The organism is Methylobacterium currus (assembly GCF_003058325.1).
GTDB lineage: Bacteria > Pseudomonadota > Alphaproteobacteria > Rhizobiales > Beijerinckiaceae > Methylobacterium > Methylobacterium currus.
This window is the reverse complement of record NZ_CP028844.1, coordinates 74,179-98,863: the sequence shown is the minus strand read 5'-3', so window position 1 is coordinate 98,863 and position 24,685 is coordinate 74,179. Positions and strand designations below refer to the sequence as shown.

At 71.4% G+C, this 24,685-nt stretch carries 21 protein-coding genes; 8 read left to right on the top strand and 13 right to left on the bottom strand.

What is annotated here, in order from left to right; all coding sequences use genetic code 11:
• The first annotated feature begins 87 nt into the window (after positions 1-87).
• The 4 genes from DA075_RS30540 to maiA are packed head-to-tail and all read left to right on the top strand — an operon-like array spanning position 88 to position 4,676.
• A complete protein-coding gene (locus DA075_RS30540) occupies positions 88-1,338 on the top strand; it encodes an ABC transporter substrate-binding protein (RefSeq protein ID WP_099956939.1) in 1,251 nt (416 codons plus the stop codon).
• Positions 1,339-1,366: 28 nt separating this feature from the next.
• A complete protein-coding gene (gene hmgA, locus DA075_RS30535; protein ID WP_099956938.1) occupies positions 1,367-2,728 on the top strand; it encodes a homogentisate 1,2-dioxygenase in 1,362 nt (453 codons plus the stop codon).
• Positions 2,728-4,038 carry a fumarylacetoacetase gene (gene fahA, locus DA075_RS30530; protein WP_099956937.1) on the top strand — a complete coding sequence of 437 codons (1,311 nt, stop codon included), beginning with the start codon at positions 2,728-2,730 and terminating at the stop codon, positions 4,036-4,038. Before hmgA ends, fahA begins: the two co-directional genes overlap by 1 nt.
• A gap of 2 nt (positions 4,039-4,040) precedes the next feature.
• Positions 4,041-4,676, top strand: coding sequence for a maleylacetoacetate isomerase (gene maiA / locus DA075_RS30525; RefSeq protein WP_099957532.1), 636 nt, complete (start codon positions 4,041-4,043; stop codon positions 4,674-4,676).
• Between the two features lie 9 nt (positions 4,677-4,685).
• On the opposite strand, the gene DA075_RS30520 is transcribed toward maiA, so the two are convergent.
• The 5 genes from DA075_RS30520 to DA075_RS30500 all read right to left on the bottom strand — a co-directional run bounded on the left by DA075_RS30520 (position 4,686) and on the right by DA075_RS30500 (position 10,605).
• Entirely contained in the window at positions 4,686-5,543 is an 858-nt protein-coding gene (locus DA075_RS30520; protein WP_164712567.1) for an IclR family transcriptional regulator, read from the bottom strand.
• Between the two features lie 314 nt (positions 5,544-5,857).
• The gene (locus DA075_RS30515; protein WP_099956935.1) at positions 5,858-6,616 is read right to left on the bottom strand and encodes an ABC transporter ATP-binding protein; all 759 of its coding nucleotides are present in this window, start codon (positions 6,614-6,616) and stop codon (positions 5,858-5,860) included.
• Positions 6,613-8,412, bottom strand: coding sequence for a branched-chain amino acid ABC transporter ATP-binding protein/permease (locus DA075_RS30510; RefSeq protein WP_099956934.1), 1,800 nt, complete (start codon positions 8,410-8,412; stop codon positions 6,613-6,615). The genes DA075_RS30515 and DA075_RS30510 overlap by 4 nt, the downstream gene beginning before the upstream one ends.
• Positions 8,413-8,416: 4 nt before the next feature.
• Entirely contained in the window at positions 8,417-9,346 is a 930-nt protein-coding gene (locus DA075_RS30505) for a branched-chain amino acid ABC transporter permease (protein ID WP_232388938.1), read from the bottom strand.
• A gap of 32 nt (positions 9,347-9,378) precedes the next feature.
• Complete coding sequence (locus DA075_RS30500; RefSeq protein WP_232388937.1) at positions 9,379-10,605, bottom strand: ABC transporter substrate-binding protein; 1,227 nt, start codon at positions 10,603-10,605, stop codon at positions 9,379-9,381.
• 254 nt (positions 10,606-10,859) lie between these two features.
• Between DA075_RS30500 and DA075_RS30495 the strand changes: the two genes are divergently transcribed.
• Genes DA075_RS30495 through DA075_RS30480 form a run of 4 tightly spaced genes read left to right on the top strand, consistent with a single transcriptional unit; the run spans position 10,860 to position 15,276 of the window.
• Positions 10,860-11,609: an SDR family NAD(P)-dependent oxidoreductase gene (locus DA075_RS30495; RefSeq protein ID WP_099956932.1), complete on the top strand. Its 750-nt coding sequence runs from the start codon at positions 10,860-10,862 to the stop codon at positions 11,607-11,609.
• Positions 11,610-11,622: 13 nt separating this feature from the next.
• The gene (locus tag DA075_RS30490) at positions 11,623-12,312 is read left to right on the top strand and encodes an EthD domain-containing protein (protein WP_099956931.1); all 690 of its coding nucleotides are present in this window, start codon (positions 11,623-11,625) and stop codon (positions 12,310-12,312) included.
• Complete coding sequence (locus DA075_RS30485; RefSeq protein ID WP_244936683.1) at positions 12,305-13,540, top strand: NADH:flavin oxidoreductase/NADH oxidase; 1,236 nt, start codon at positions 12,305-12,307, stop codon at positions 13,538-13,540. Before DA075_RS30490 ends, DA075_RS30485 begins: the two co-directional genes overlap by 8 nt.
• Positions 13,541-13,548: 8 nt before the next feature.
• Entirely contained in the window at positions 13,549-15,276 is a 1,728-nt protein-coding gene (locus tag DA075_RS30480) for an FAD-dependent oxidoreductase (RefSeq protein ID WP_244936682.1), read from the top strand.
• A 138-nt stretch (positions 15,277-15,414) separates the two neighbouring features.
• On the opposite strand, the gene DA075_RS30475 is transcribed toward DA075_RS30480, so the two are convergent.
• Genes DA075_RS30475 through DA075_RS30440 form a run of 8 tightly spaced genes read right to left on the bottom strand, consistent with a single transcriptional unit; the run spans position 15,415 to position 24,681 of the window.
• Positions 15,415-16,167 carry an ABC transporter ATP-binding protein gene (locus tag DA075_RS30475; RefSeq protein WP_210207083.1) on the bottom strand — a complete coding sequence of 251 codons (753 nt, stop codon included), beginning with the start codon at positions 16,165-16,167 and terminating at the stop codon, positions 15,415-15,417.
• Complete coding sequence (locus DA075_RS30470; RefSeq protein ID WP_099956928.1) at positions 16,148-17,953, bottom strand: branched-chain amino acid ABC transporter ATP-binding protein/permease; 1,806 nt, start codon at positions 17,951-17,953, stop codon at positions 16,148-16,150. The genes DA075_RS30475 and DA075_RS30470 overlap by 20 nt, the downstream gene beginning before the upstream one ends.
• Positions 17,950-18,810, bottom strand: coding sequence for a branched-chain amino acid ABC transporter permease (locus DA075_RS30465; protein WP_099956927.1), 861 nt, complete (start codon positions 18,808-18,810; stop codon positions 17,950-17,952). The genes DA075_RS30470 and DA075_RS30465 overlap by 4 nt, the downstream gene beginning before the upstream one ends.
• Before the next feature lie 23 nt (positions 18,811-18,833).
• Positions 18,834-20,030, bottom strand: coding sequence for an ABC transporter substrate-binding protein (locus DA075_RS30460; RefSeq protein WP_232388931.1), 1,197 nt, complete (start codon positions 20,028-20,030; stop codon positions 18,834-18,836).
• Positions 20,031-20,072: 42 nt separating this feature from the next.
• Positions 20,073-21,161: a mandelate racemase/muconate lactonizing enzyme family protein gene (locus DA075_RS30455; protein WP_099956926.1), complete on the bottom strand. Its 1,089-nt coding sequence runs from the start codon at positions 21,159-21,161 to the stop codon at positions 20,073-20,075.
• A 13-nt stretch (positions 21,162-21,174) separates the two neighbouring features.
• On the bottom strand, positions 21,175-22,284 hold the full coding sequence (locus DA075_RS30450; protein WP_099956925.1) for a mandelate racemase/muconate lactonizing enzyme family protein: 1,110 nt from the start codon (positions 22,282-22,284) through the stop codon (positions 21,175-21,177).
• 13 nt (positions 22,285-22,297) lie between these two features.
• Positions 22,298-23,113, bottom strand: coding sequence for an IclR family transcriptional regulator (locus DA075_RS30445; RefSeq protein WP_099956924.1), 816 nt, complete (start codon positions 23,111-23,113; stop codon positions 22,298-22,300).
• 20 nt (positions 23,114-23,133) lie between these two features.
• Positions 23,134-24,681, bottom strand: coding sequence for a tripartite tricarboxylate transporter permease (locus tag DA075_RS30440; RefSeq protein WP_099956923.1), 1,548 nt, complete (start codon positions 24,679-24,681; stop codon positions 23,134-23,136).
• Positions 24,682-24,685: the final 4 nt, after the last annotated feature.

Here is a 24,685-nt window from a genome sequence, read left to right as displayed (position 1 = left end):
GCGCGGCGACCGCATCGAAGGACGAACCGACAAGCAACGAGCCGGCCCGCCCGACGAACGCGGCGCCGCGACGGGAGAGACGTGTCCATGCCCAAGGCCAGGCTCAAGAGGTCTTCCAAGAGGTCTTCCAAGAGGTCTTCCCTGCTCCTCTGCGCGGCAGCCGCCCTGAGCCTCGCTCTGCCGGCCGGGCGGGCCGCCGCGCAGATCTCCGGCGACGCCGTCAGGATCGGCGTCCTCACCGACATGTCCGGCCCCTTCAGCGACATCGGCGGCAAGGGCTCGGTGCTGGCTGCCGAGATGGCGGCGCAGGATTTCGGCGGCACGGTGAAGGGCAAGCCGATCCAGATCGTCTCGGCCGACCATCAGAACAAGCCGGATGTCGGCTCGTCCATCGCCCGGGCCTGGTTCGACCGCGACGGGATCGATGCCGTCGCCGACCTGCCGGTGACCTCGGTGGCGCTCGCGGTGCTGGAGATCACCCGCGAGAAGAAGCGGACCGCCCTCATCGCCGGGGCGGCGGCATCGGACCTCACCGGACGGTTCTGCTCGCCCACCTCGACCCACTGGGCCGATGACAGCACCGCTTTGGCGAGCGGCACCGCCAAGGCGGTCACGAAGGCCGGCGAGGCATCCTGGTTCTTCATCACGGCGGATTACGCCTTCGGGCAGGCGATGGAGCGCGACGCGACGGCGGCCGTGACGGCGGCGGGCGGGACCGTGAAGGGCCATGTGCGCCACCCGCTCGCGACGCCCGACTTCTCGTCCTACCTGCTTCAGGCCCAGGCCTCGCAGGCGCAGGTGATCGGGCTCGCGAGCGCCGGCGGCGACACCATCAACGCGATCAAGCAGGCCGCCGAGTTCGGCATCGCCGGCAGCGGGCAGCGGGTCGCCGGGTTCCTGGTCTTCCTCAGCGACGTGCACAGCGTCGGGCTTCCGGTGGCCAAGGGGCTCCTCGTCTCGACCGGCTTCTACTGGGACCAGAACGAGGCGGCGCGCGCCTTCGGCAAGCGCTTCTTCGCCAAGACCGGCCGGATGCCGACGAAGCAGCAGGCCTCCGTCTACGCGTCCGTGACCCAGTACCTGAAGGCCGTGGACGCCACCGGCACCGACGAGGCCGGCCCCGTCAACCGGACGATGCGCGAGATGCCGGTCGATTATTTCGGGCATCCCGCTTCGATCCGGGCCGATGGGCGCGTGCTCTACGACCTGACCCTCTACGAGGTGAAGGCTCCTGCCGAGAGCAAGGCGCCTTACGATTACTACAAGCCGCTCGCCACGATCCCGGCCGCCGAGGCGTTCCGGTCCGAGGGCGAGAGCGGCTGCACGCTCGCGCGTTGAACCACCTGACGGCACGGGAGATCTCCCCATGAACCAGCAGACCCGCCCCCTTCCCGCCGGCGAACCCGCCGCGCGACCGATCCACCCGGGCTACCTGTCGGGATTCGGCAACGGCTTCGAGAGCGAGGCCCTGCCCGGCGCGCTGCCGGTCGGCCGCAACTCGCCGCAGAAATGCCCCTACGGCCTCTACGCCGAGCAGATCTCCGGCTCGCCCTTCACCGCACCCCGCACCACCAACGAGCGCTCCTGGCTCTACCGCATCCGCCCCACCGTCATGCATTGGGGCGCCTTCCGGAAGGTCGATTCCCGCCTCTGGCTCACCGCGCCCGCCGAGGCCGCCGACCTGCCGCCCGCACCCCTGCGCTGGGATCCCGTCCCGATCCCGGCCGAGCCGCTGTCCTTCGTCGAGGGCATCCGCACCATGACGACGGCCGGCGATGCCGGATCCCAGGCCGGCATGGGGGCGCATCTCTTCGTCGCCACCCGCTCGATGCAGGACGAGTACTTCTACAACGCCGACGGCGAGATGCTGGTCGTGCCGCAGGAGGGCGCGCTCCGCTTCCGCACCGAGTTCGGCGTCATCGACGTCGCGCCCGGCGAGATCGTGGTGATCCCGCGCGGCGTGAAGATCGCGGTCGAGCTGCTCGGCGGACCGGCCCGGGGCTATCTGTGCGAGAATTACGGCGGCGCCTTCACCCTGCCGGAGCGCGGCCCGATCGGCGCCAATTGCCTGGCCAACCAGCGCGATTTCCTCACGCCGGTGGCCGCCTACGAGGATCGCGACGCCCCCGGCACGATGCTGGTGAAGTGGGGCGGCACTCTCTGGGCCGCCGACATCGCCCACTCGCCCCTCGACGTCGTCGCCTGGCACGGCAACTACGCGCCCTACAAGTACGACCTGAGAAAATTCTCGCCGGTCGGCCCGATCCTGTTCGATCACGCCGACCCGTCGATCTTCACGGTGCTGACCTCGCCCTCCGAGACGCCCGGCACCGCCAATATCGATTTCGTGATCTTCTCCGACCGCTGGCTGGTGGCGGAGAACACCTTCCGGCCGCCCTGGTACCACCTCAACGTGATGAGCGAGTTCATGGGGCTGGTCTACGGGGTCTACGACGCCAAGACCGGCGGCGGCTTCCAGCCGGGCGGCGCTTCGCTGCACAACACGCTCCTGCCGCACGGGCCGGACGTCGACGCCTTCGAGAAGGCCTCGACCGTCGACCTCAAGCCGCACAAGCTGGAGGGGACGCTGGCCTTCATGTTCGAGACGCGGTTCCCCCAGAAGGTCAGCCGCTTCGCCGCCGAGACCCCCGCCCTGCAGGCCGATTACGGGACTTACGGGCGCAAGCTGGCGAAGCATTTCGACCCGAGCCGGCCGGAGGCACGCTGATGACGAGTCTCGACCAGACGCACGACGCGGCCCTGCGCTCCTGGGTGAAGGGAGCCGACGGGCATCCCGACTTCCCGATCCAGAACCTGCCGCTCGGGGTGTTCTCGCCCGCCGACGGTGTGATGCGGCCGGGCATCGCCATCGGCGACCAGATCCTCGACCTGACGGCCCTGCTCGGCACCGGCCTGCTCCAGGGCGAGGAGGCCCTTGCCGCCGAGGCCGCCGGGGGAACGGCCCTCAACTCGCTCCTCGCCCTCGGGGCGGGGCCGCGCCGCGCCCTGCGGGCGCGCCTGTCGGAGCTGCTCCGCGCGGGGTCGCCCGAGCGCGACCGGGTCGCACCGCTCCTGCACGACGCAGCCACCTGCACGCTGCACCTGCCGGCGGCCATCGGCGACTACACCGACTTCTACGTCGGCATCCACCACGCCGAGAACATCGGCAAGCAGTTCCGGCCGGACAACCCGCTGCTGCCGAACTACAAGCACGTGCCGATCGGCTATCACGGCCGCGCCTCCTCGATCCGGCCCTCTGGCACGCCGGTGCGCCGGCCGCGCGGGCAGTCCAAGGCGCCGGACGCGGCCGAGCCGTCCTTCGGACCGTCGCGCCGGCTCGACCTCGAACTCGAGCTCGGGGTGTGGATCGGCCCCGGCAACGAGCTCGGCACGCCGATCCCGATCGGCGTGGCCCCGGCGCACATCGCCGGCTACTGCCTGCTCAACGACTGGTCGGCCCGGGACATTCAGGCCTGGGAATATCAGCCGCTCGGCCCCTTCCTCGCCAAGAACTTCGCCTCGACGATCTCGCCCTGGATCGTCACGCCCGAGGCGCTGGCACCGTTCCGCATCGCCCAGGCGGCCCGTCCGGCGGGCGACCCGACGCCCCTGCCCTACCTGCTCGACGAATCCGACCAGAGCGGCGGCGCCTTCGATCTGCGGCTCGACGTGTTCCTGGTGACGCCTCGCTTGCGCGAGGCGGGCCATCCCCCGCACCGGATCTCGGCCTCGAACACGCGGCACATGTACTGGACCATGGCGCAGATGGTGGCCCATCACACCAGCGGCGGCTGCAACCTCCAGCCGGGCGACCTGCTCGGCACCGGGACGATCTCCGGGCCGGAGCGCGACGCCTGCGGCAGCCTCGTCGAGGCGACCCTCGGGGGCAAGGAGCCGATCCGCCTCGCCTCGGGCGAGGAGCGCCGGTTCCTGGAGGACGGCGACGAGATCATCCTGCGGGCCCGCGGAATCCGCGAGGGCTTCGCGACGATCGGGTTCGGCGAGTGCCGGGCGGTCATTCTCGGAGCCGTCGCATGAGCATGACCCTCTACGGCTACTGGCGCTCGACCTCGTCCTACCGCCTGCGCATCGCCCTGGCGCTGAAAGGCCTGACGCCCGAGCAGGCGCCGGTGCACCTCGTGCGCAACGGCGGCGAGCACCGGAGCGAGGCCTATCGGCGGATCAACCCGCAGGGGCGCGTGCCGAGCCTCGTCCTCGACGACGGCAGCGTGCTGATCCAGTCCCCGGCGATCATCGAGTACCTGGAAGAGGTCTATCCCGATCCGCCGCTTTTGCCGGCGGATCCGGTCGCGCGGGCCCGGGTGCGGGCAGTGGCGGCGATCGTCGGCTGCGACATCCATCCGCTGCACAATGTCGGGCCGCTCAACCACCTGCGGCGCGACCTGGGCCAGCCGGAGGAGGCGGTCGCGGCCTGGATCGGGCACTGGATCTCCGACAGCTTCGCGGCGATCGAGGCGCTGATCGGCGAGGACGGCCACTGTTTCGGGCCCGAGCCGGGGCTCGCCGACGTCTACCTGGTGCCGCAGGTCTACGCCGCCCGACGCTTCGCCGTGCCGCTGGAGCCGTTCCCGCGGATCGTCCGCGCCACGACGCTCGCCGAGGCGCATCCGGCCTTCCAGGCCGCGCATCCGTCGCGCCAGCCCGACGCCGAGTAGTCCGGGCGATCAGCCCTCGGCCCGGGCGGCCCGGCGCGGCCGGGCGCCGCCCGGGCCGGGGGGCTCGGCCTCGGCCTCGATCCTGTCGGCGGCGTAGCCGAGCTTCGCCGAGATATCCTGCGCAAAGGCGCGGGCCCGCGCCACGGCCGGGCTCGCCTCGCCGATATCGACCACGCTCTCGGGGCCGATCAGCGTCAGGGCGCATTGCAGCTGGCCGGTGTGATCGAAGATCGGAACCGCGATGGCGTTGATGCCCGGAACCGGGCTCCCGGCGGTGGTCGAGCAGCCCTCGTGCCTGATCCGCTCGGCGGCCTTCGCCAGGGCGGACAGCGAAGTCGGGACGCCGATGCCGCGGCCCTGCGGCCCGGCGCGCAGCTCGGCCTCGACCAGGGGCTCGACGATGCGAGGCGGCAGATAGGCCGCGAACAGGCGGCCCGTCGCCGTCCCGGTCAGCGTGTAGACGCCGCCCGCCCGCAGGTTGACGTGGATGGGGACCTCCGCCTCCTGCACCTGCACGATCGTCGCGCCGTGAGTCCCCCAGACCGACAGCGTGACCATCAGGCCGAACTCGGTCGCCAGGTCCGACGCCGCGGTCGCGGCGACCCGCAGGGTGTCGACCTGGCGCATGCGGGCCAGTCCCAGCTGCAGCGCGAAGGGCCCGAGCCGGTAGCGGCCGCTCTGCGGGTCCTGCTCGACGAGACCCGTCTTGCGGAAGCTGACCAGGTAGGCATGCGCCTGGGCCGATGCGATGTCAGCCCGGGCCGCGATGTCCCGGAGCATCGCCGCCGCGCCGATCTCGACCATCGCGTGGAGGATCCGCGCCCCGACCTCGACGGATTGAACGCCGCGTCCCTCGATCGTGCTCATCAGGAAAGCGCTCCCCTTCACGCTCGCGTCGCGGCCTTGCGGCGGGGAGTTTTTCCCACGCGACCGATCGCTCTCCATTAGTGAGTCCGCGCGCGAACGCACAACGGGCCCTGCCTTCTCGCGCGGCGCATCTCGCCCTCCCTTCCGGTAGCCGGAGGATGTCTGGGGAAGTCCCTCCAAAAAACCACGCGCGGGATCCCCTCTCCCACACGGGAGAGGGGGACTCGCGCCTCTTCATGTCACCGAACAGCCCTGCGGCTGCCAGGGATCTCTCGACCCAACGACGATCACCCGCGCCCGCGGGACCGCCCGCCTCAATGCCCGGCGCCGAGATAGGCCGACCGGACCTGCGGATCGCGCAGGAGGTCCCGTCCCCGGCCCGACAGGGTCACGCGGCCGGTCTCGAGGACGTAGGCGGTGTCGGCGATGGCGAGCGCGAGGTTCGCCATCTGCTCGACGAGGAGGATGGTCATGCCGCCGTCCCGCAGGCGGGCGATGGCCCGGAAGATGTCGTTGATGATGAGCGGCGCGAGGCCGAGCGACGGCTCATCGAGCAGCAGGAGCCGCGGGCCGGCCATCAGGGCGCGGCTGATCGCCAGCATCTGCTGCTCGCCGCCCGACAGGGTGACGGCTGCTTGGTTGCGGCGCTCCTTCAGCCGCGGGAAGAAGGCGAACTGCTCCTCCATGGCGGCCGCCATCGCTTGCGCCGAGAGGCCGCGCGCATAGGCGCCCAGCTCCAGGTTGTCGGCGACCGACTGATCGGGAAACACCTGCCGGCCCTCCGGGGACAGGGCGATGCCGGCCGTCACGCGCCGGTGCGCCGGCAGGGCGGTGATGTCCCGGCCCTCGAACCGGATCCGGCCGGAGGCGACCGGCATCAAGCCGCAGATCGCCTTCAGCAGGGTCGTCTTGCCGGCGCCGTTGGCGCCCACGATGGCGACGACCGCGCCGCGCGGCACGCGGAGCGAGACGCCGCTCACCGCCGCGATCGGCCCGTAGGCGAGGCTGACGTCCTCGACCTCGAGGGCGGGCTGCTCCGCGCTCCGGAAGGGGGCGATGGACGGCACGGTCATGATGCCAGGGCCTCCGGGCGGGCGAGGGTCAGGCTGACGTCGTCGCTGCCCAGATAGGCGGCGGTGACACGCGGGTCGCGCTGGATCGCGGCGGGCGTGCCTTCGGCGATCGTCTCGCCGTAATCGAGCACGACGACGTGGTCGGAGATCCGCATCACCATGTCCATGTGGTGCTCGACGAGCAGGATCGTGATGCCCTGGTCGCGGATGCGCAGGATGAGGTCGCCGAGCGCGTCGGTCTCCTGCGGGTTGAGGCCGGCCGCCGGCTCGTCGAGGAGCAGGAGGGCGGGCTCGGTGGCCAGCGCACGCGCCAGCTCCACCCGCCGCTGGAGGCCGTAGGCGAGGCTCCCGGCCTTGGCCGACGCGAGGTGCGACAGGCCCACGAAGGCGAGGATGTCGGCGGCGCGCCGCCGGGCCGCCCGCTCCTCGGGCCCGCCGAGCCCGAGGAGCGAGCGCAGGACGCCGTTCCGCATCCGGTCGTGGCTCCCGAGCAGCACGTTCTCCATGACCGTGAGGTCGCGGAACAGGCGGAGGTTCTGGAACGTGCGGCCGATCCCGAGGCGGCAGATCGCGTGGACCGGCTGGCGCGCGAGGTCGCGCCCCCGGAACAGGATCCGGCCGTCGCTCGGGCGGACGATGCCCGAGAGCATGTTGATGAGGGTCGACTTGCCGGCGCCGTTCGGCCCGATCAGCGCATGGATGTGCCCTCCCGTCAGCGTCACGCTGACGTCCCGCGCCGGCTTCACGCCGCCATAGGATTTCGACAGCGAGACGGTCTGGAGGAGCGGCGCGCCGTCTCCCCGGATGCCCGGCCGGGTCGGCAATCCGACGGCGTGCGGCGCCCCACTCTCCGTCCCGCCGCGCGGACCCGGCACGAGGCGCTCGATCAGGTCGGTCACGACGCCCGCGACCCCGCGCGGCATCGCGTAGAGCGCGAACAGCAGCAGCGCGCCGTTGACGAAGTGCTCGATCCACGTCCAGCGCGCCAGCACGCTCGACAGGACGGTCAGGATGACGGCGCCGAACAGGGGACCGGCGAGCGACCCGCTGCCGCCGAACAGCACGGTCAGCAGGATGAAGACCGAGAGGTTGAAGGTGATGAAGTCGGAATTGATGTACTGGTTCTGCTGCGCCACCAGGGCGCCGGCGAGGCCGCAGGTGGCGGCCGCGATGACGAAGGCGAGAACCTTCAGGCGCAGCACCGGGACGCCGACCGCGCCCGCCGCGACCTCGTCGGCCTGGATCGACCGGAAGGCGCGCCCGAAGCGCCCGACCAGGAGGTTGCGCACGAGGAGGTGCACGACGAGGCACAGGCCGATCGCGAACAGGACCCAGCCCGCCATCGTCAGCGGCGCGCCCCCGAAGGTGAGCGGCTTGATCGCGTAGATGCCCATGGCGCCGCCGAAGACGTCGCTCACCTCGGTGACGAGCTTCTCGACCACGATGCCGAAGGCGAGCGTCACCATGGCGAGGCTCGGCCCCTTCACGCGCAAGGAGGGCGCCGCGATGAGCACGCCGCATCCCGCCGAGATCACGGTCGCGAGGCCCAACGAGAGCCAGGGATCGAGGTCCGCCGCCGTCGTGAGGAGCGCCGCCGCGTAGGCGCCCGCCGCGAACAGGCCCGCCTGCCCGAGCGACTTCTGGCCAGCGAAGCCGAGCAGGACGTTCATCCCGGTCGCGCACAGGAAATAGACGCAGATCGAGAACAGGATGCGCAGGTAGAAGTCGTTGTCGAGCGCGGCGGTGAGCGCGGCGGCCGCGACCGCCAGCGCGACGGCGATGAGGATGTCGCGCATGGGATCAGACCTTGTCGAGGGACTGGGCCCCGAAGAGCCCGTTCGGCCGCACGGCCAGCACGACGATGATGAGGAGGAAGATCACGATCTCGCGCCACTCCGCGCTCCACAGCGCGACGCCGGATTCGAGGAGACCCAGTGCGAAGCCGCCGGCGATGCAGCCGCGCGGGTTGTCGAGGCCGCCCACGATGGCGCCCGAGAAGGCCTTGAGCGCGATGCCCATGCCGAGGAACAGCGAGGCCGAGGCGATCGGCGCGACGAGGAGGCCGCCGATGCCGGCGAGCAGGCTCGAGAGCGCGTAGGCCCCGAGCATCATCGCCGCCACGTTGATGCCCATCAGCGCGGCCGCCTGGGGATTGGCCGCCACCGCCCGCATCGCCTTGCCGATCCGGGTGCCGCGCATCGCCCGGTCGAGCCCGAGCATCAGCAGGATGGCGACGACGAGGATCAGGATCTCCTGGGGCCGGATGCCGGCCCCGGCGATCCGGATCACGTCGTCGCCGAAGGGCGAGGGCACGTTCACCGGCGCCGGCCCCCAGACCGCGAGGCCGAGGCTCTGCACGATGATGCCGAAGCCGATCGTGCTCATCACCCAGTTCATCCCCGCCTTGCCGGCGAAGGGACGGACCGCGACCGCGAACAGGAGCAGGCCCAGCGCCCCCAGCACGAGGCCGGCGACCAGGGCGGCCACCGGGTAGTTCAGGCCGGCGGAGGCCCATGGCGGCAGGGAGGCGAAGCCGACCTCCCCGCCGCCTGCCCGCGCCAGGAGGTAGAGCACCGTGACGCCGAGGAACGCGCCCACGGCGACGAACTCGCCCTGCGCGAAGTTCAGCGTCTTCGTCGTCGTGAAGGTGATGCTGAAGCTCATGGCGATCAGGGCGTAGACGCCGCCGATCGCGAGCCCGCTCACCAGGACCTGGATGAGGGTCGTCATCACCGCACCTCCCTGCGCGCGAACTCCCTGGGCTAGCCCTTGAAGTCTTCGGGCTTGAGCGAGGCGACGACGGCATCCTCGAAGGCGGCGAGCCTGCCCCCGCGCCAGCAGGTCCAGTGCTGGTCGGCGGCGCCGAGTCCTTCGTGGTTCTCCTTGCTGAAGGGCGGCGCGTAGGTCTTGGCGTAGCCCTCGTAAGGCTCCTTCAGCCCCTCGAGGGCGCTCCGCAACGCCGCGCCGTCGGTCGCGCCGGCCTGTGCCATGGCGCGGGCGAGCAGCATCGTCCCGTCATAGGCGTGGACCGCGAAGGAGAAGGCGGAATCGGCGTCGAGCTTCGGCCGGATGCGGTCGAAGAAGGCTTGCTGGCGGGCTGAGCGCGCCTCGGAGACGGTGCGCAGGAAGATCGGCTTCTCGGCCAGGGCCGGCCCGGCCGCATTGAGGAAGCTCAGGTTGTCGGCGGCCCAGCTCGTCAGGACGGTCGGGAAGTAGCCGATCTTGTCCATGCTCCGCATCACCTGCCCGATCGGCGTGCCCTGCGCCCAGAGCAGCACGGTGTCGACCTCGGCATTCTTCAGCTTGGCGAGCTGCGACGTCATGTCGGTGTCGTTGACCCCGAGCTTCTCGCTCGCCACCGGCACGATGCCCTGGATCTTCGTGACCTCCACGAGGTCCTTGAGGCCGCTCTGCCCGTAGCCGGTCGTCTCGGTGAGCAGCCCGACCTTCTTCGTGGCCGGGTTCTTCCTGGCATAGGCGACGACGGCGACGACCTGGAAGCGGTCGACGCTGCCGACGCGGAACATGTAGTTGTCCGCATGGGCGCTCATCGGCTTGGTGATGTCGCTCGCCGAGCCGATGCAGCCCATCACCGGGATGCGCTTCTGGTTGGGGATCTGCTTCCAGGCGAGCGCATTGCCCGAATTGGTCGGGCCGAGCACCGCGACGACCTTCTCGTTGTCGATGAGGTCGCTCATGTTCTGGATCGACTTCGGCGGCTGCGAGAGGTCGTCGCGGATCACCAGATCGATCTTGCGGCCGAGCACCCCGCCCTTCCCGTTCAGGTCCTCCAGGGCGGCCTGGATGCCGACGACCGCGGCGCGCCCGGACTGGGCCGACGGCGACGCCGAGAGATCGCCGTTGAAGCCGATCTTGATCGCGTCCGCGCTCCAGGCGCGGCGCGGCGCGCCGACGACCAGGGGAGCAGCCAGACCGAGCGAGAGCGCGCCACCCATCAGGCCACGCCGGGTGAGACCGGAATGCGTCATGTTTCTTCCCCTGGTGCGCATGAGGCGGCCGACAAGCCGTCCCGCCGAGGCGGCGCACCCCGCCACGGCCCCTTTTTGTCGCCCGCCGCCGAACCACAGGCCGGGCAGCGAACCATTGGGGAAACGTTAGCTGATCACGAACGGATACGCAAGAAACAAATTCGTTTCTTGCGAACGCGATCGTCATATGCGATAGCAAGGCATGACGAGGCTCCCTCGAAGGGGCCCGACGTGGCGACGCAGGGAGGCGACGCATGCTGCTGGAGGGACGGACCGCGCTGGTGACCGGCGCCGGACAGGGCAATGGCGCGGCCATCGCCCGCGGCCTCGCGCAGGAGGGCGCCGCGCTCGTCTGCACCGACATCGACCACGCCGCCGCCGACAGGACGGCCCGCGCGATCGTCGAGGCCGGCGGCCGGGCCGAGGCCCACGCCCTCGACGTCGCCGACAAGGCGGCGGCCGAACGCCTCGCGGCCTCGCTCGACGCGTCGGCGCGCGACGTCTCGATCATCGTCAACAATGCGGGGATCTGCCCGCGGCACCCCATCGACAGCCCGGATCTCGCACGCCACTGGCAGGCGGCGATCGACGTCAACCTCACCGGCGCGCTCAACGTCACGGTGGCGTTCCTCGCCGCGTTGCGCCGGACCAAGGGAACGGTCGTCAACATCGCGTCGATCGCCTCGTTCGTCTCGACCGCGACCTCGGTGAGCTACCCGGTCTCGAAGGCGGGCCTGCGGGCCCTGACCCAGAGCCTCGCGCACGAGCTCGCGCCCGAGGGGATCCGGGTCAACGCCATCGCCCCCGGCACCATCGCGACGCCGATGACCGAGGCGACGCGCCTCAACCCGGAGCGCTCGGAGCGCTTCCTCGCCCGTATCCCGATGGGCCGCTACGGCGAGCCGGAGGAACTCGTCGGCCCGGTCGTGTTCCTGGCCTCGTCCATGTCCAGCTACGTCACCGGGACGACGCTCGTCGTCGACGGCGGCTATCTGGCCCTCTGACGCGAGGCCCGGCATGTTCGTCCGCATGGGCCTGCTCCGGCGCCGGCCCGACCTGTCGCCCGACGCCTTCCGCCGCCACTGGCGGGACGTGCACGGTCCGCTCGCCGCCCGGCTTCCGGGCCTCGTCGCCTATCACCAGAACCATGTCGTCGACCGCCGCCAGCTCGGCATCGACCACGCCCGCGGCAGGTGGGACATCGACGGCATCTCGGAACTCTGGTTCGAGTCCGAGGCGGCCATGCGGGCGGCGATCGACTCGCCCGCCTACCCGCCGACCCGGGCGGACGAAGCCGCATTCCTGGCCGAGACCCGGATCGTCACGGTCGAGCAGCGGAGTGTCGTGCCGTTCGATCCCTCGACGCCCCGCTGGATCAAGCGGATGTCGTTCCTGACGCGGCCGGCGCACCTCACGCCGGAGCAGTTCCGGCACGCGTGGTTCGAGGTCCACGGCGACCTCGTGCGCGCCTTCCCGACGCTGCTCGGCTACCGGCAGAACCTGATCCTCTCGCGCCAGGCCCCGCCCGGCCGCCCGGCGGGCTACGACGCCGTCCCGGCCGACGGCATCGTCGAGATGTGGTTTGCCGACGAGGCGGCGCTCCAGGCCTCCTTCGCCGACGCGGCGGCCATGCGCTCGCAGGCGCATGCGCAAAGCTTCATTGCCGAGATCACGCCATTCCTGGTCGAGGTCCACGCCGTTGTCTGACGAGCCCGCCCGGCAACCTGCCCAGCAACCCGCCCAGAGAGGCGCCAACGAGCCGGACCGGCCGCTGCTGTTCTCGCCGCTGCGGCTGCGCGACCTGGTGCTGCCCAACCGCGTCGTCATCTCGCCGATGTGCCAGCACGCCGCCGAGGACGGCCGTGCCACCGACTGGCACCTCGTCCATCTCGGCAAGTTCGCCCTCGGCGGGGCCGGGCTGATCCTGACCGAGGGCACGGCGGTCTCGCCGCACGGCCGGATCGGGCTCAAGGATCTCGGGCTCTGGTCCGACGCCCAGGTCGCCCCCCTCGCCCGGGTCGTCGACTTCGTCCACGGCCAGGGCGGCCTGATCGGCGTGCAGCTCGCCCATGCGGGCCGCAAGGCCGGAAGCCACGCCCTCTGGGAGGGCGGCCACGCCTTCAGCCAGGCCGAGCTCGACGCCCACGGAATGCGCAGGCTGGGGCCGAGCCCGGTCGCGGCGGGGCCCGGATGGACGGTGCCAGACGCCCTCGACGAGGCCGGGATCGCCGCGGTGATCGAGGACTTCGCGGCGGCGACACGACGGGCGGTCGCGGCCGGCTTCGACGTCGTCGAGCTGCATTTCGGGCACGGCTACCTCGCCACGAGCTTCCTCTCGCCGCTGGCCAACCGGCGCCGGGACGCCTTCGGCGGCCCGCGCGAGAACCGCATGCGGCTGCCGCTCGCCATCGCCGCGCGCGTGCGGGCGGAGTGGCCCGCGGCGCGTCCGCTGTTCTGCCGCATCTCGGCGGTGGACGGCGCCGCGGACAGCTGGGACCTCGACGATTCCGTCGCCCTCGCGCGCGCTCTGACATCGGCGGGAGTCGACGTGGTCGACGTCTCGTCGGGGGGCTTGAGCGAGGAGACGCGGCGGATCACGGTGCCGCGCGGGCTCGGCTTCCAGGTCGGGTATGCCGGGCGGATCCGGCAGGAGGCGGGGGTCGTCACCCAGGCCGTCGGGATGATCGTCGACGGTCCCCAGGCCGAGGACATCCTGCGTTCCGGCGCCGCCGACCTCGTGGCGGTCGGGCGGGCCGCCCTCGCGGACCCGTACTGGCCGCGCCGCGCCGCCGAGGATCTCGGCCTTCCCCCCAACTATGCCGGCTGGCCGGTCCGGCACGGCGCCTGGCTGGCCAAGCGCGACGAGGCGATGGGGCCGCTCCTGCGCGACCGCCGCCGCGCCCTGCGCGCGCCCTCCCCTTCGACGACCCTATGAGGCGGACGATGAGCAAGACAGTGGAATGCGACGTCCTCGTCGTCGGCTCCGGAGCCGGCGGCTTCGCGGCGGCGGTCACGGCCGCGTCGCACGGGCTCTCCGTGATCCTGGCCGAGAAGGCGGAGTTCGTCGGCGGCACCACCGCCTATTCGGGCGGCTTCCTGTGGGTGCCCAACAATTCCGTCTCGCGGCGCGACGGCATCCAGGACAGCATCGAGGCGGCCCGCACCTACCTGCGCCACGAGGCCGGCAACCACTTCAACGCGGACTGCGTCGACGCCTTCCTGGCGAACGGCCCGGAGGCGGTCGACTTCTTCGAGACCCGGACGGCCGTCACCTTCGAGGCGGCCTCGGCCTTCTCCGACTACCATCCGACGGCGCCGGGCGGGCGCTCCGGCGGGCGCTCGATCAAGGCGCGGAACTTCCGCGGCGAGGACCTCGGGGACGAGCTGAAGCGGCTGCGCCCGCCGCTGCCGGAACTGACCTTCGTCGGCCTGATGATCGGCTCCGGCCCCGAGCTGAAGCACTTCTTCAACGTGACGCGCTCGCTCGCCTCCGCCCTCTATGTCGGCGGACGCCTCGCCTCCCATGCCCGCGACCTCCTCAAGAGCGGGCGCGGCATGCTGCTGACGAACGGCAACGCGCTGGCGGCCCGCCTCTTCCGCAGCGCTCTCGATCTCGGCGTCGACGTCTGGACCAGGGCGCCGGCGACCGGGCTGATCGTCGAGGACGGCGCGGTCCGCGGCGCGACGATCGGCAAGGACGGCGGGACCGTGACGGTCCGCACCCGGCGCGGCGTCGTGCTGGCCGCCGGCGGCTTCCCGCAGGACAAGGCGCGCCGCCAGGCCTTCTTCCCGCATGACCGGGACGATGACGGCCATGTCTCGCCGGCGCCCGCCGGCAATACCGGCGACGGCCTGCGCCTCGGCGAGGAAGCCGGGGCCGTCGTCGAGGACAGCTATCCCAACGCCGCCGCCTGGGTGCCGGTGTCGCGCGTGCCGCGCAAGGGCGGCGGCTTCGGCGTCTTTCCGCACTTCATCGACCGCGCCAAGCCCGGGCTGATCGCCGTTTTGCCGAACGGCCGGCGCTTCGTGAACGAGGCCAATTCCTACCACGACTTCGTGCAGGCCCTGTTCGCCGCGAAGGCACCGGGAGCGGCGGCCCGTGCCTTCCTGGTCGTCGACAAGCCGTTCCTGAAGCGCTTCGGCCTCGGCTTCGTCAAACCCTTCCCGGTGCCGGTCGGGCCGAACGTCCGCTCCGGCTACCTGAAGACCGGCCGGACCGTCGCGGAGCTGGCCCGCAACGCCGGGATCGACCCGGCGGGGCTGGAGGACACGGTCGCCGCCTGGAACCGCGACGTCCGGACCGGCGAGGACAAGGCCTTCGGCAAGGGCTCGACCGCCTATAACCGCTTCAACGGCGACCCGGAATTCACGCCCAATCCGTGCCTCGCGCCGATCGCGACCGGCCCCTTCTACGCCGTCGAGGTGGTGGTGGGCGACCTCGGCACATTCGCGGGTCTCAAGTCCGACGGCCATGCCCGCGTCCTCGACGGGCAGGGCCGTCCGATCCCGGGCCTCTACGCGGCCGGCAACGACATGGCGAGCATCATGGGCGGCAATTATCCGGGCGGCGGCATCACGCTCGGGCCGGCGCTCACCTTCGGCTACATTGCCGGGCGCCACCTCGCCGGGGCAGCGGCGGCCGACGCGCCGGCCCGGCCGGATGCCGCCTGAGCGCCTGACTGATCGGCGGGTTCGGTCGATCCGACGTACATGCCGACCGCACCCCGCGTCATCGCCTCAGCTTCGCACCGCCTGCGGGATTGAGGCGATGACGGCGGGGGCGGCAGGCCGGTCCGCCTGCCAAAACCCTCAGGCGTGCGCCGCCCCGCCACCGAAATAGGCCCGCTCCAGCCGCTCGGGCAGGTCGGGCGCGCCGGCCTCGGCCGCCAGCACGATCTGTCCCTGGGCCAGGGCGTAGACCCGGTCCGAGACGGCGCGCGCCTTCTCGACCAGCTGCTCGACGAGCAGCACCGCGGTGCCCTGCCGGCGCAGGCGGGTGACCACCTCGAGCACCCGGTCGACCAGCACCGGCGAGAGGCCGGCCGAGGGCTCGTCGAGCATCAGCAGGCGCGGGCGCTGCACCAGCCCTTGGGCCACCGCCAGCATCTGCTGCTGGCCGCCCGAGAGCGAGGCGCCCTTGTCGTGGCTCTTCGCGGCGATCTCGGGGAAGTGCGACAGGGCCTCGGCGATGCGCGCCTCGCGCTCGCCCCGGGGCAGGTCGTAGGCGGCCAGCAGCAGGTTCTCGCGCACCGTCTGCGCGGTGAAGACGCGGTGACCCTCGATGACGTGGGACAGCCCGGCCCGCACGGCCGTGCGGGGCCCGGCGCCGGAGAGCAGCGCGCCCCCTAGCCGGACGGTGCCGGCCTGGACCGGCAGCAGGCCCGACAGCGCCCGCAGCAGCGTCGACTTGCCGGCGCCGTTGGGGCCGAGCAGCGTCACGACCTCGCCGGCCTTCACCACGAGGTCGACGCCGTGCAGCACCCGGATCTTGCCGTAGCCCGCCTCCAGCCCCTGCACCTGCAGAAGGGGTGAATTCTCAGGATCATGCGCCGAGATAGGCACTGACCACCTCCCTGTGGCTGCGGATCTCCGCAGGTGTTCCCGAGGCCAGGACTCGACCGAGATTGAGCACCGTGACCTCGTCGCAGATCGCGAAGATGAGGTCGGCGTGGTGCTCGACGAGGAGCACGCCGATCCCGGCATCCGCCACCGCCCGGATCAGCCCGCCGAGGCGCTGGATCTCGATCGACGAGAGGCCCGCCGCCGGCTCGTCGAGGAGCAGGAAGGCCGGGCGCAGCATCAACGCGCGGGCGATCTCGAGGAAGCGCAACTCGCTGTGCTGGAGCCGCCCGGCCCGCACGTCGTCGAGGCCGTCGAGCCCGACCGCCCGGAGGGCGAGGCGGGCCGCGTCCCGCAAGGACCGCTCGTCCTCGCGGTGGCGCTTCAGCGAGAGCAACGCCTCCGCCAGGGTGGCGCGCCCCGCGACGCTGCCGCCCAGCATGACGTTCTCGATGACGGTGGCCTCAGCCACGATCCGCGGGGTCTGGAAGGTGCGGGCGATGCGAAGCAGCGCGCGCGCCTCCCGCGCCTCGGAGAGCAGCGACCGGCTGCCCAGCATCACCTGCCCCTGTTGCGGCCGGTAGTACCCTGAGATGACGTTCAGCGTCGTGGTTTTCCCGGAGCCGTTCGGGCCGATGAGGCCGTGAACGCCGCCGGGCCGCAGGGTCAGGTCGAGCCCGTCGATCGCCTTCACGGCGCCGAAGCTCAGGCGCACGCCCGCGAGCGTGATCGGCTCACGCGTCGCGGCGCCCGCCGCGAGCTCCTGGAGGGCGGCCTGGCGCGGGGCGATGTGACGCTCGGCCGGCAGCGGCCGGCGCTGGCTGCGGTCGAGGAGGTCGGCGATGCCGCCGGGCAGCGCCACCACGATGACGAGGAGGAGGAACGCGTAGAGGAAGGTCGACCAGGCCGCGAGGGGAGCCGCCACCTCCGGCAGGATGGTGAGCAGAACCGTGCCGATCAGAGGGCCCAGCACCGAGCCGCGCCCGCCGATCAGCACCGCGATGAAGAACAGGAGCGAGAGATCGAACGTGAAGGCGTCCGGCGTGATGTAGGTCTGGAGCGAGGCGAACAGCCCCCCGGCGATCGCGGCGACGCAGCCGGCGAACAGGAACACCGCGACGAGGAGGCGGGGCTTCGAGATGCCGACGGCTTCGGCCGCCACCTCGGCGTCGCGGACCGCCACCAGGGCCCGGCCGTAGCGGCTGCCCGCGACGTTCAGCGTCATCCAGGTGCATAAGACCGCGCCCGCGAGGCACAGGGCGTAGAAGCCGAGACGCGAATCGAACGGCGCCGGCATCTCCGGCCCGGTGATGCCGATGCCGCCGCCGGTCACGTCCTGCCAGGCCAAAGCGATCTGCGTGACGATGGTGGCGAAGCCCAACGTCGTCATGGCGAAGTAGAAGGTGCGCAGCCGCAGGGCCGGCAGGCCGACGATCACCCCGACCAGAGCCCCGACCAGCCCAGCGCAGGCGAGCGCCACGACGACCGGAAAGGCCGGCAGGACGGTGCCGGCCGCGAGCACGCTGGTGGTGTAGGCGCCGACCAGCAGGAGGGCCACGTACCCGATGGCGAGCTGCCCGGCGAAGCCGACGACGAGGTTGAGGCCCGAGACCAGGATCCAGTAGATCGCCGCCCGCGTGGCGATCAGCGTCCAGTAATCGTTGCCGAAGAGCGGGACGACGAGCGCCAGGCCCAGGATGAGCAGGAAGGGCGCGGCCGCCGCGAGGCGCGCGCCCGTACGGTCGCGGGCGGGGCTTTCCGAGGCCGCGACGGCGGAAGGAACACTCATACGCGCCTCGCTTGGCCCGAGCCGAGGAGCCCTTGGGGAGCGGCCAGCAGCACGACGATGAACAGGGTGAAGACCGCCACCGACGCGAAGATGCCGCCGACGACGAAGTTCGCGGTCTGCTGAAACAGCCCGAGGACGAGGCCGCCGACGAGCGCGCCGCGGTTGTTGCCCAGCCCCCCGAGCGCCACCGGGATGAAGCCGTAGAAGTTGAGATGCGGCCCGTTGGCGAAGAAGGCGAGCAGCAACTCGCCGCCGGCATAGCCAGCGAGCGCCCCGATGCCGCCGGCCAGCGCGTAGCTCATCACCCGCAGGCGCCGCTCGGGCAGGCCGAGCGCGCGCGCCGCGAAGTTGTCCTCTGCCACCGCCAGGAAGGCATGGCCGAGCAGCGTGCGGCGGTAGAGGAGTTCGAGGCCCAGGACCACGATCAGGCAGGCGGCAACCGGCAGCCAGAACTTCTCGTCGAGGATGTTCTCCGCAAAGCCCCCGAGGAGCCGCGGGAAGGGCTGCGGCTCGGTGCTCCAGCCGATCGCCGTGACCTGCTGGATCATCAGCGCCAGAGCGAGCGTCGAGAGCACGTAGAGGTGCTGGTCGAGGCTTTTGAGCACCGGGCGCACCGCCACGAACTCGGTGACGATGCCGACGAGCGCCCCGCAGGCAAGGGTGAGCAGGAGCCCGAGCGGCCAGGGCAGCCCGAGGCGCAACGTGAACAGCGAGCCGAGCACGCCGCCGAGCATCCCGAGCTGGCCGGCGGTGAAGCTCATCACCCGGGAGGTCGAGAACATCGTGTTGTAGGTGATGCCGATCAGCGCGTAGATCGCGCCGACGGCGAGGCCCGAGGCCAGGATCGAGGCGAGCATGGCGGCGCTCCCTCCCCCCTTCGTCAGGAATAGCCCGGGGCGAGCCGGAAGCTGCCGTCGCGGCCGGAATTCGCCGCCGACATCACCACCTCCTCGGTCGGGTAGCCGTTATGCTCCTTTGCCGTATAGGTGTAGTCGCCGAAGATGCCCGGATACTTCGTCAGCCCGTTCCAGTGCTTGACGATGGCGTCGGGCGCGCTGGACCCCGTCTCCTCCACCGCCTTGGCGATCAGGCTGACCGCGTCGTAGCCGGCCGCCACCCACCACAGCAGGGTGTCGGAGAGCGGGACCTTGCCCTTCAGCCGGGCGACGAACTCCTCGCTGCGCGGGGTGAGCTTGCCGGATTCGTCGTAGGAGCAGCTGCGGTAGCCGACCGCGTAGACCTTGTCCCAGTTCGCCGGCTTCTCCAGGAGCCCGCCGATCTCGCCCGAGGCCATCGAGGGGTGGCCGACGATCGGCACGTCCCAGCCCATCCGGGCGCGGGTGTTGAACAGGCGGGCATCCATGCCGGTCGACACGCTCCACACCACCAGCGTCTCGGCGCCGGCATTGCGGGCGCGCAGCATGTCGGGAGTCATGTCGGGCTGGGTCGAATCGATGTTGCCGAGATAGACCACCTCGGCCCCGTCCTGCTTGAACGCCGCGGCCGAGGCCTTGGCGGCGGTGACCCCGTAGCCGGTGGTGTCGCCGATCACCGCGACGCGCTTCACCTTCAGCACCTTGAGGCAGTAATTGCGCACCGCATCGTCCCACTGGGTGTTCGACGGGGCGATGCGGAAGGCGTTGGGGTACTTCGCCGGATCGATCAGGCTATCGATCACGCAGGGGTGGATGTTCGGCATCTTCGCCCGCGCCATGATCGGGGTCGTCGCCAGGGCCTCGCCGGAATTGGTCGGACCCCAGATGGCGTGGACCTTGGCCTGGCTGATCATCTCCTGCACGGCGTTGACCGCCTTGGTCGGGTCGCCTTGCGAGTCGCGGGTGACGATCTCGATCTTGCGGCCCTTGATGCCGCCGGCGCCGTTGATCGCCTCGGTTGCGAAGACCACGCCGCGGTTGAACCCGACCGTCGGGGCCGAGCTGGGACCGGTCATCGCCGCGAGCCAGCCGATGCGCAGGGGCTCTCCCTGCGCCAGGGCCGGCCGGGGAAACCCGAGGGCCGCCGCCCCCGCGAGGCCGGCAGCATTCATCACGAGCGCACGACGGTTCGTCGTCACCATGGCGTCCTCCTCCCGTTGTCACGTCAGCCGGCGCGGTTTTGTTTAAGCGCCTTGCTGCTCCAGGTGCCGGATCCGGTCCTCGTCGAAGGTGAAGCCGAAGCCTGGCCGCTCCGGTACGATGGCGTATCCGTCGGCGAAGTCCAGTCTCTCGCAGTACAAGCTCGAGAACCACGGCATGACTTCGAGGGAATGGGCGTTCGCCAGCGCCCCGAGCACGCTCAGGCTCTGCTCCGGGAACAGGTGGCTCGAGACCGGCAGGTCGTGCGCCTCGGCGAGGTGGCCGACGCGCATGAACTCGGTGACGCCGCCGACCCGCTGGAGGTCCGGCATCAGGATGTCGGCCGAGCGCAGCTCGATCATCCGGCGGAAGCCGTAGCGGGTGTAGTCGGTCTCGCCGCTGGCGATCGGCGTGTCGAGGGCGGCGGCGACGCGGGCCAGCCCCTCGACGTCCCAGGCCGGCAGCGGTTCCTCGAACCAGGTGAGGTCGAACTCTTCCAGCCGGCGCCCGAGCCGGATGGCGTCGTTCTCGGTCAGCCCCTGGTTGGCATCGGCCATCAGGCGGATGCCCGGGCCGATCGCCTCGCGGACCGCCCGCACCCGGGCGACGTTCCAGTCCGGATCGCCGGCCGAGAGGCGCATCTTCATCATCCGGAAGCCCGCCGCCTTGAAGCTCTCCGCCTCCGCGACGAGCTCGTCGGTCGAGCGGTCGAGCCACAGGCCGCCGGAATGGTAGGCCGGCACCCGGGCGCTCGCCCCGCCGAGCATCCGGTAGAGTGGCAGCCCGGCGCGCTTGGCCGCGAGGTCCCACAGGGCCCCGTCGAGGGCCGAGATGCCCATGACGGGCATGCCCTTGTGGCCCATGAAATTCACGTCGCGCCAGGCCCGCGACCAGAAGCCGGCGATGTGGCCGGGATCCTGGCCGACCACCAGGTCGGCCATCTCGTCGATGAGCGCGCGCAGCACCCTGGTGCGCCGGTCGTTCAGCGTGAACACGATGTTCTCGCCGGTGAGCCCGTCGGCCCGCACCGTGACCAGGATGCAGCCGAAGCTGTGCAGCTGGCCGAGGGCCGAGCCGATCGGCCGCTCCGGGCGCAAGGTGATGGGACGCGTCTCGACGCGGTCGACCTTCATGGCGTGTCCTTCCCTATGCTGTGCGGATGACCTGCCCGACCCGATAGCGGTCCAGCACGCCCGGATCCGGGTCGCAGCCGAGGCCGGGGCCGGGGGGCAGCCGCACGTGGCCGTTCTCGGCCCGGACCCAAGGATCGAACGGGTTGGCTTCCATGTCGAGCCACAGCACCTCGACCAGCGGGTCTTCGACGCGCGCCGCGATGACGTGCATCGTGGCGATCAGGCCGGGACCGAAATACGGGCTGTGCGGGGCGGCCCGGACCCCGTGCGCCTCGCAGAGCGTGATGACCCGCAGCATCTCACCGACGCCGCCGATCTTGGTCACGCTCGGCTGGGCGACGTCGATCGCGCCGGCCTCGATCAGCGCCTTGAAGCCGAACAGCCCGGCGGTGTTCTCGCCAGCGGCGATCGGGATGCCGCGGGCCCGCACCTGGGCAAGACCATGCGTATCCTCCGGCGGCCAGACCGGCTCCTCGAACCAGTAAAGATCGTGGGGCGCGAAGGCGTCGGCCATTCTGAGGGCCGCCTGGACGCTCCAGGCGCAGTTGACGTCGACCATCAGGGCGGCCCCATGCGCCCGCGCCACGTCCGAACCGGCGGCGACCGCCTCCTCGGTGACCTCGTGCAGCTTGATGTGGCGGTAGCCGGCAGCACACGCCGCCTCGACGTTGCGGCGCACGAGCGCGGGGTCGTGGTAGGCCAGCAGCGAGGCGTAGGCCGGCAGCCGCTCGCGGACGCCGCCGAGGAGGCGGGCGACCGGCTGGCCCGCCCGCTTGCCGGCGAGGTCCCACAGGGCCGTCTCGACGCCTGAGAAGGCGAAGACGAACGCGCCATTGCGGCCGAGCAGGTGCGTGGCGTGGAGCACCGAGCGGGTCAGCGCCGCGATGTCGCCGGACGATCGTCCGAGGACGAGCGGCGCCACGATCCCGTCGAGGGCGGCGCGGGTGGCCCCGATGCCGGCGTGCCCGAAGGCCTCGCCCCAGCCGACCAGCCCCTCGTCGGTCTCGACCCGCACCAGCAGGATATCGAGATGGGTCCAGGCCTTGCCGGCGAAGGTGGTGGGCGGGCCGCCCATATCGAAGGGCAGCGAGACGATCTGGGACTGGATGTCGACGATGTTCAATCGTGCCTCCGTGTCATGACACGCCACCTGGCCCGACGGGGATCCGCTCGCGCTCCATCAGGTCGGCCTCGCGTCGGAGTGCCTCCGCCAGTTCCGCCTCGCGCGCCCGGATGCGGGTGGTGAGCGCCGCGATGCTCAGCGCCGCGACGGTGCGGCCGGCCGCGTCGCGCACCGGCACGCCGATCGCCCCCATCGTGTCGACGACCTGATCGAGGAGCACGACGTAGCCGCGCGTCCGGGATTCCGACACGCGGGTGCGGATCTCGGCCTGGCTCAGGCGCGGATAGGGACCGAGGCGCTGGACCACGATGCCGAGGATCGCGTCGACCTCCCGGTCGGGCAGCCAGGCGAGCAGCGCCATGGCGCCGGCCCCGACCCCGAGAGGGCGCCGGCTGCCGATATCGAGGTAGTTCGCCCGGATCGGGTAGGAGCCGATCTCGCGCTCGACGCAGACCGCCTCGACGCCGCTGCGCACCGAGAGCAGCACCGTGTCGCCGGACAGTTCGGCGAGCCGCACGAGGCTCGGCCGCGCCAGCGCCCGCAGGTCGTCGGGCCGGCCGGCGCTCGCCGCGAGCGCCATCAGCTCCGGCCCGGGCCGCCAGCGCCGGCCGTCGGCCGCGCGGGCGGCGAAGCCTTCCTGCGCCAGGGTGTCGAGGATGCGCAGGGCCGTCACCTTGTTGAGCCCGGTCTCGGCCGACAGCTCGGTGAGGCGCCGGGGCGCGGGGGCGGCGAGCGCCCGCAGCACGGCGCAGACCTTCTGGACCGCATTCGGTTCGGGCGCGGCGGGCGCCGGAGGCGGAGCGTCGTCAGCAGCAGCGGGCGGGCTCATGCGGTCACTCCAGCCATTCCTCACGGCTCCTCCAGCACCACCGCCGGCCGGCCCGCGACCACCTGAGGCGCGATCCGCGGCACCCGCGCCTTGCGGGCAAGGTAGACTTGCGCCGCCACCAGCACCACCGCGAGCCCGACGAAGGTTGCGCTGATCGGGCTGTCGACGAAGGTCGTGAGGTCGCCGCGCGAGAGCATCAGGGCCCGGCGGAAGTTCTCCTCGAGGCGGGGCCCGAGCACGAAACCGAGCAGCACCGGGGCCGGGTGGAAGCCGAGCCGCATCAGCCCGTAGCCGACGACGCCGATCACCAGGGTCTGGATCACCCCCGCCATCTCGTTGTTGGTCGAGTAGACGCCGACGCAGATGAAGAACAGGGCACACGGGTAGAGGTAGCGGAACGGGATCCGCAACAGCTTCACCCACACCCCGATCAGCGGCACGTTGAGCACGACGAGCAGGATGTTGCCGATCCAGAAGCTGGCGATCAGGCCCCAGAACATGTCCGGATGCTCGGTCATCAGCTGCGGGCCCGGCGTGATGCCCTGGATGATGAGCGCGCCGAGAATCAGCGCCATCACGGCGTCGCCCGGGATGCCGAGGCTCATCGTCGGCACGAAGTCGCCCTGGACCGAGGAATGGGTCGAGGCCTCGGGGCTCGCCACGCCGGCGATCGCGCCGCGCCCGAATTTTTCCGGGTTGCGGCTCACCCGCTTCTCGGCCGCGTAGGCGATGAACGAGGCGATGGTCGGCCCGGTGCCGGGGATGAGCGAGCACAGGCTGCCGACGAGAGTCCCGCGCAGGATCGGCATCGCGGCCTCGCGCAGGTCGGCCCGGCTCGGCCGCATGTCGCGCATCCGGACCTTCACGCGCGACAGGTCGCCGACCGAGATGGTGTTGATGCTCTTCAGGAACTCGGCGATGCCGAAGAAGCCGAGCGCCACCGCCACGAGGTCGATGCCGTTGTAGAGCGACATCGACCCGAAGGTGAACCGGCTGGTGCCGGTGTCGAGGTCGCTGCCGACGCTGCCGAGCACGATGCCGACGAGCGTCATCGCCACGCCCTTGAGGGCCGAGCCGCGGGCGAGCGTCGCGCCGGCCAAGAGTCCGAGCAGCATCAGGGTGCAGATCTCGGCCGGGCCGAACTTGAAGGCGATCTGCACCAGGAACGGCGCGAACAGGATCATCTGCACGATGCCGAAGGCGGCCCCGAAGAACGCCGCCAGCATGGTGATGCCGAGCGCGACGCCGCCCCGCCCCTGCCGGGTCATCGGGTAGCCGTCGAGGCAGGTGACGGCGTGGGACGGGTGGCAGGGCAGGTTGAGCAGGATCGAGCAGATCGCGCCGCCATATTGCGCGCCGTAATAGATGCCGGCGAGCATCAGGATCGCGGCGACCGGCGGCATGCCGAAGGTGAGCGGCAGGAGGATCGAGATCGTCGCCATGATGCCCATTCCGGGCAGCACGCCGATGAGGTTGCCGATCAGGACACCGACGAGGCTGAACAGGAAGTTGTGCGGCTGCAGCGCGATTCCGAAGCCGTGGACGAGGTTGGCGAGCGTGTTGTCCATCGGG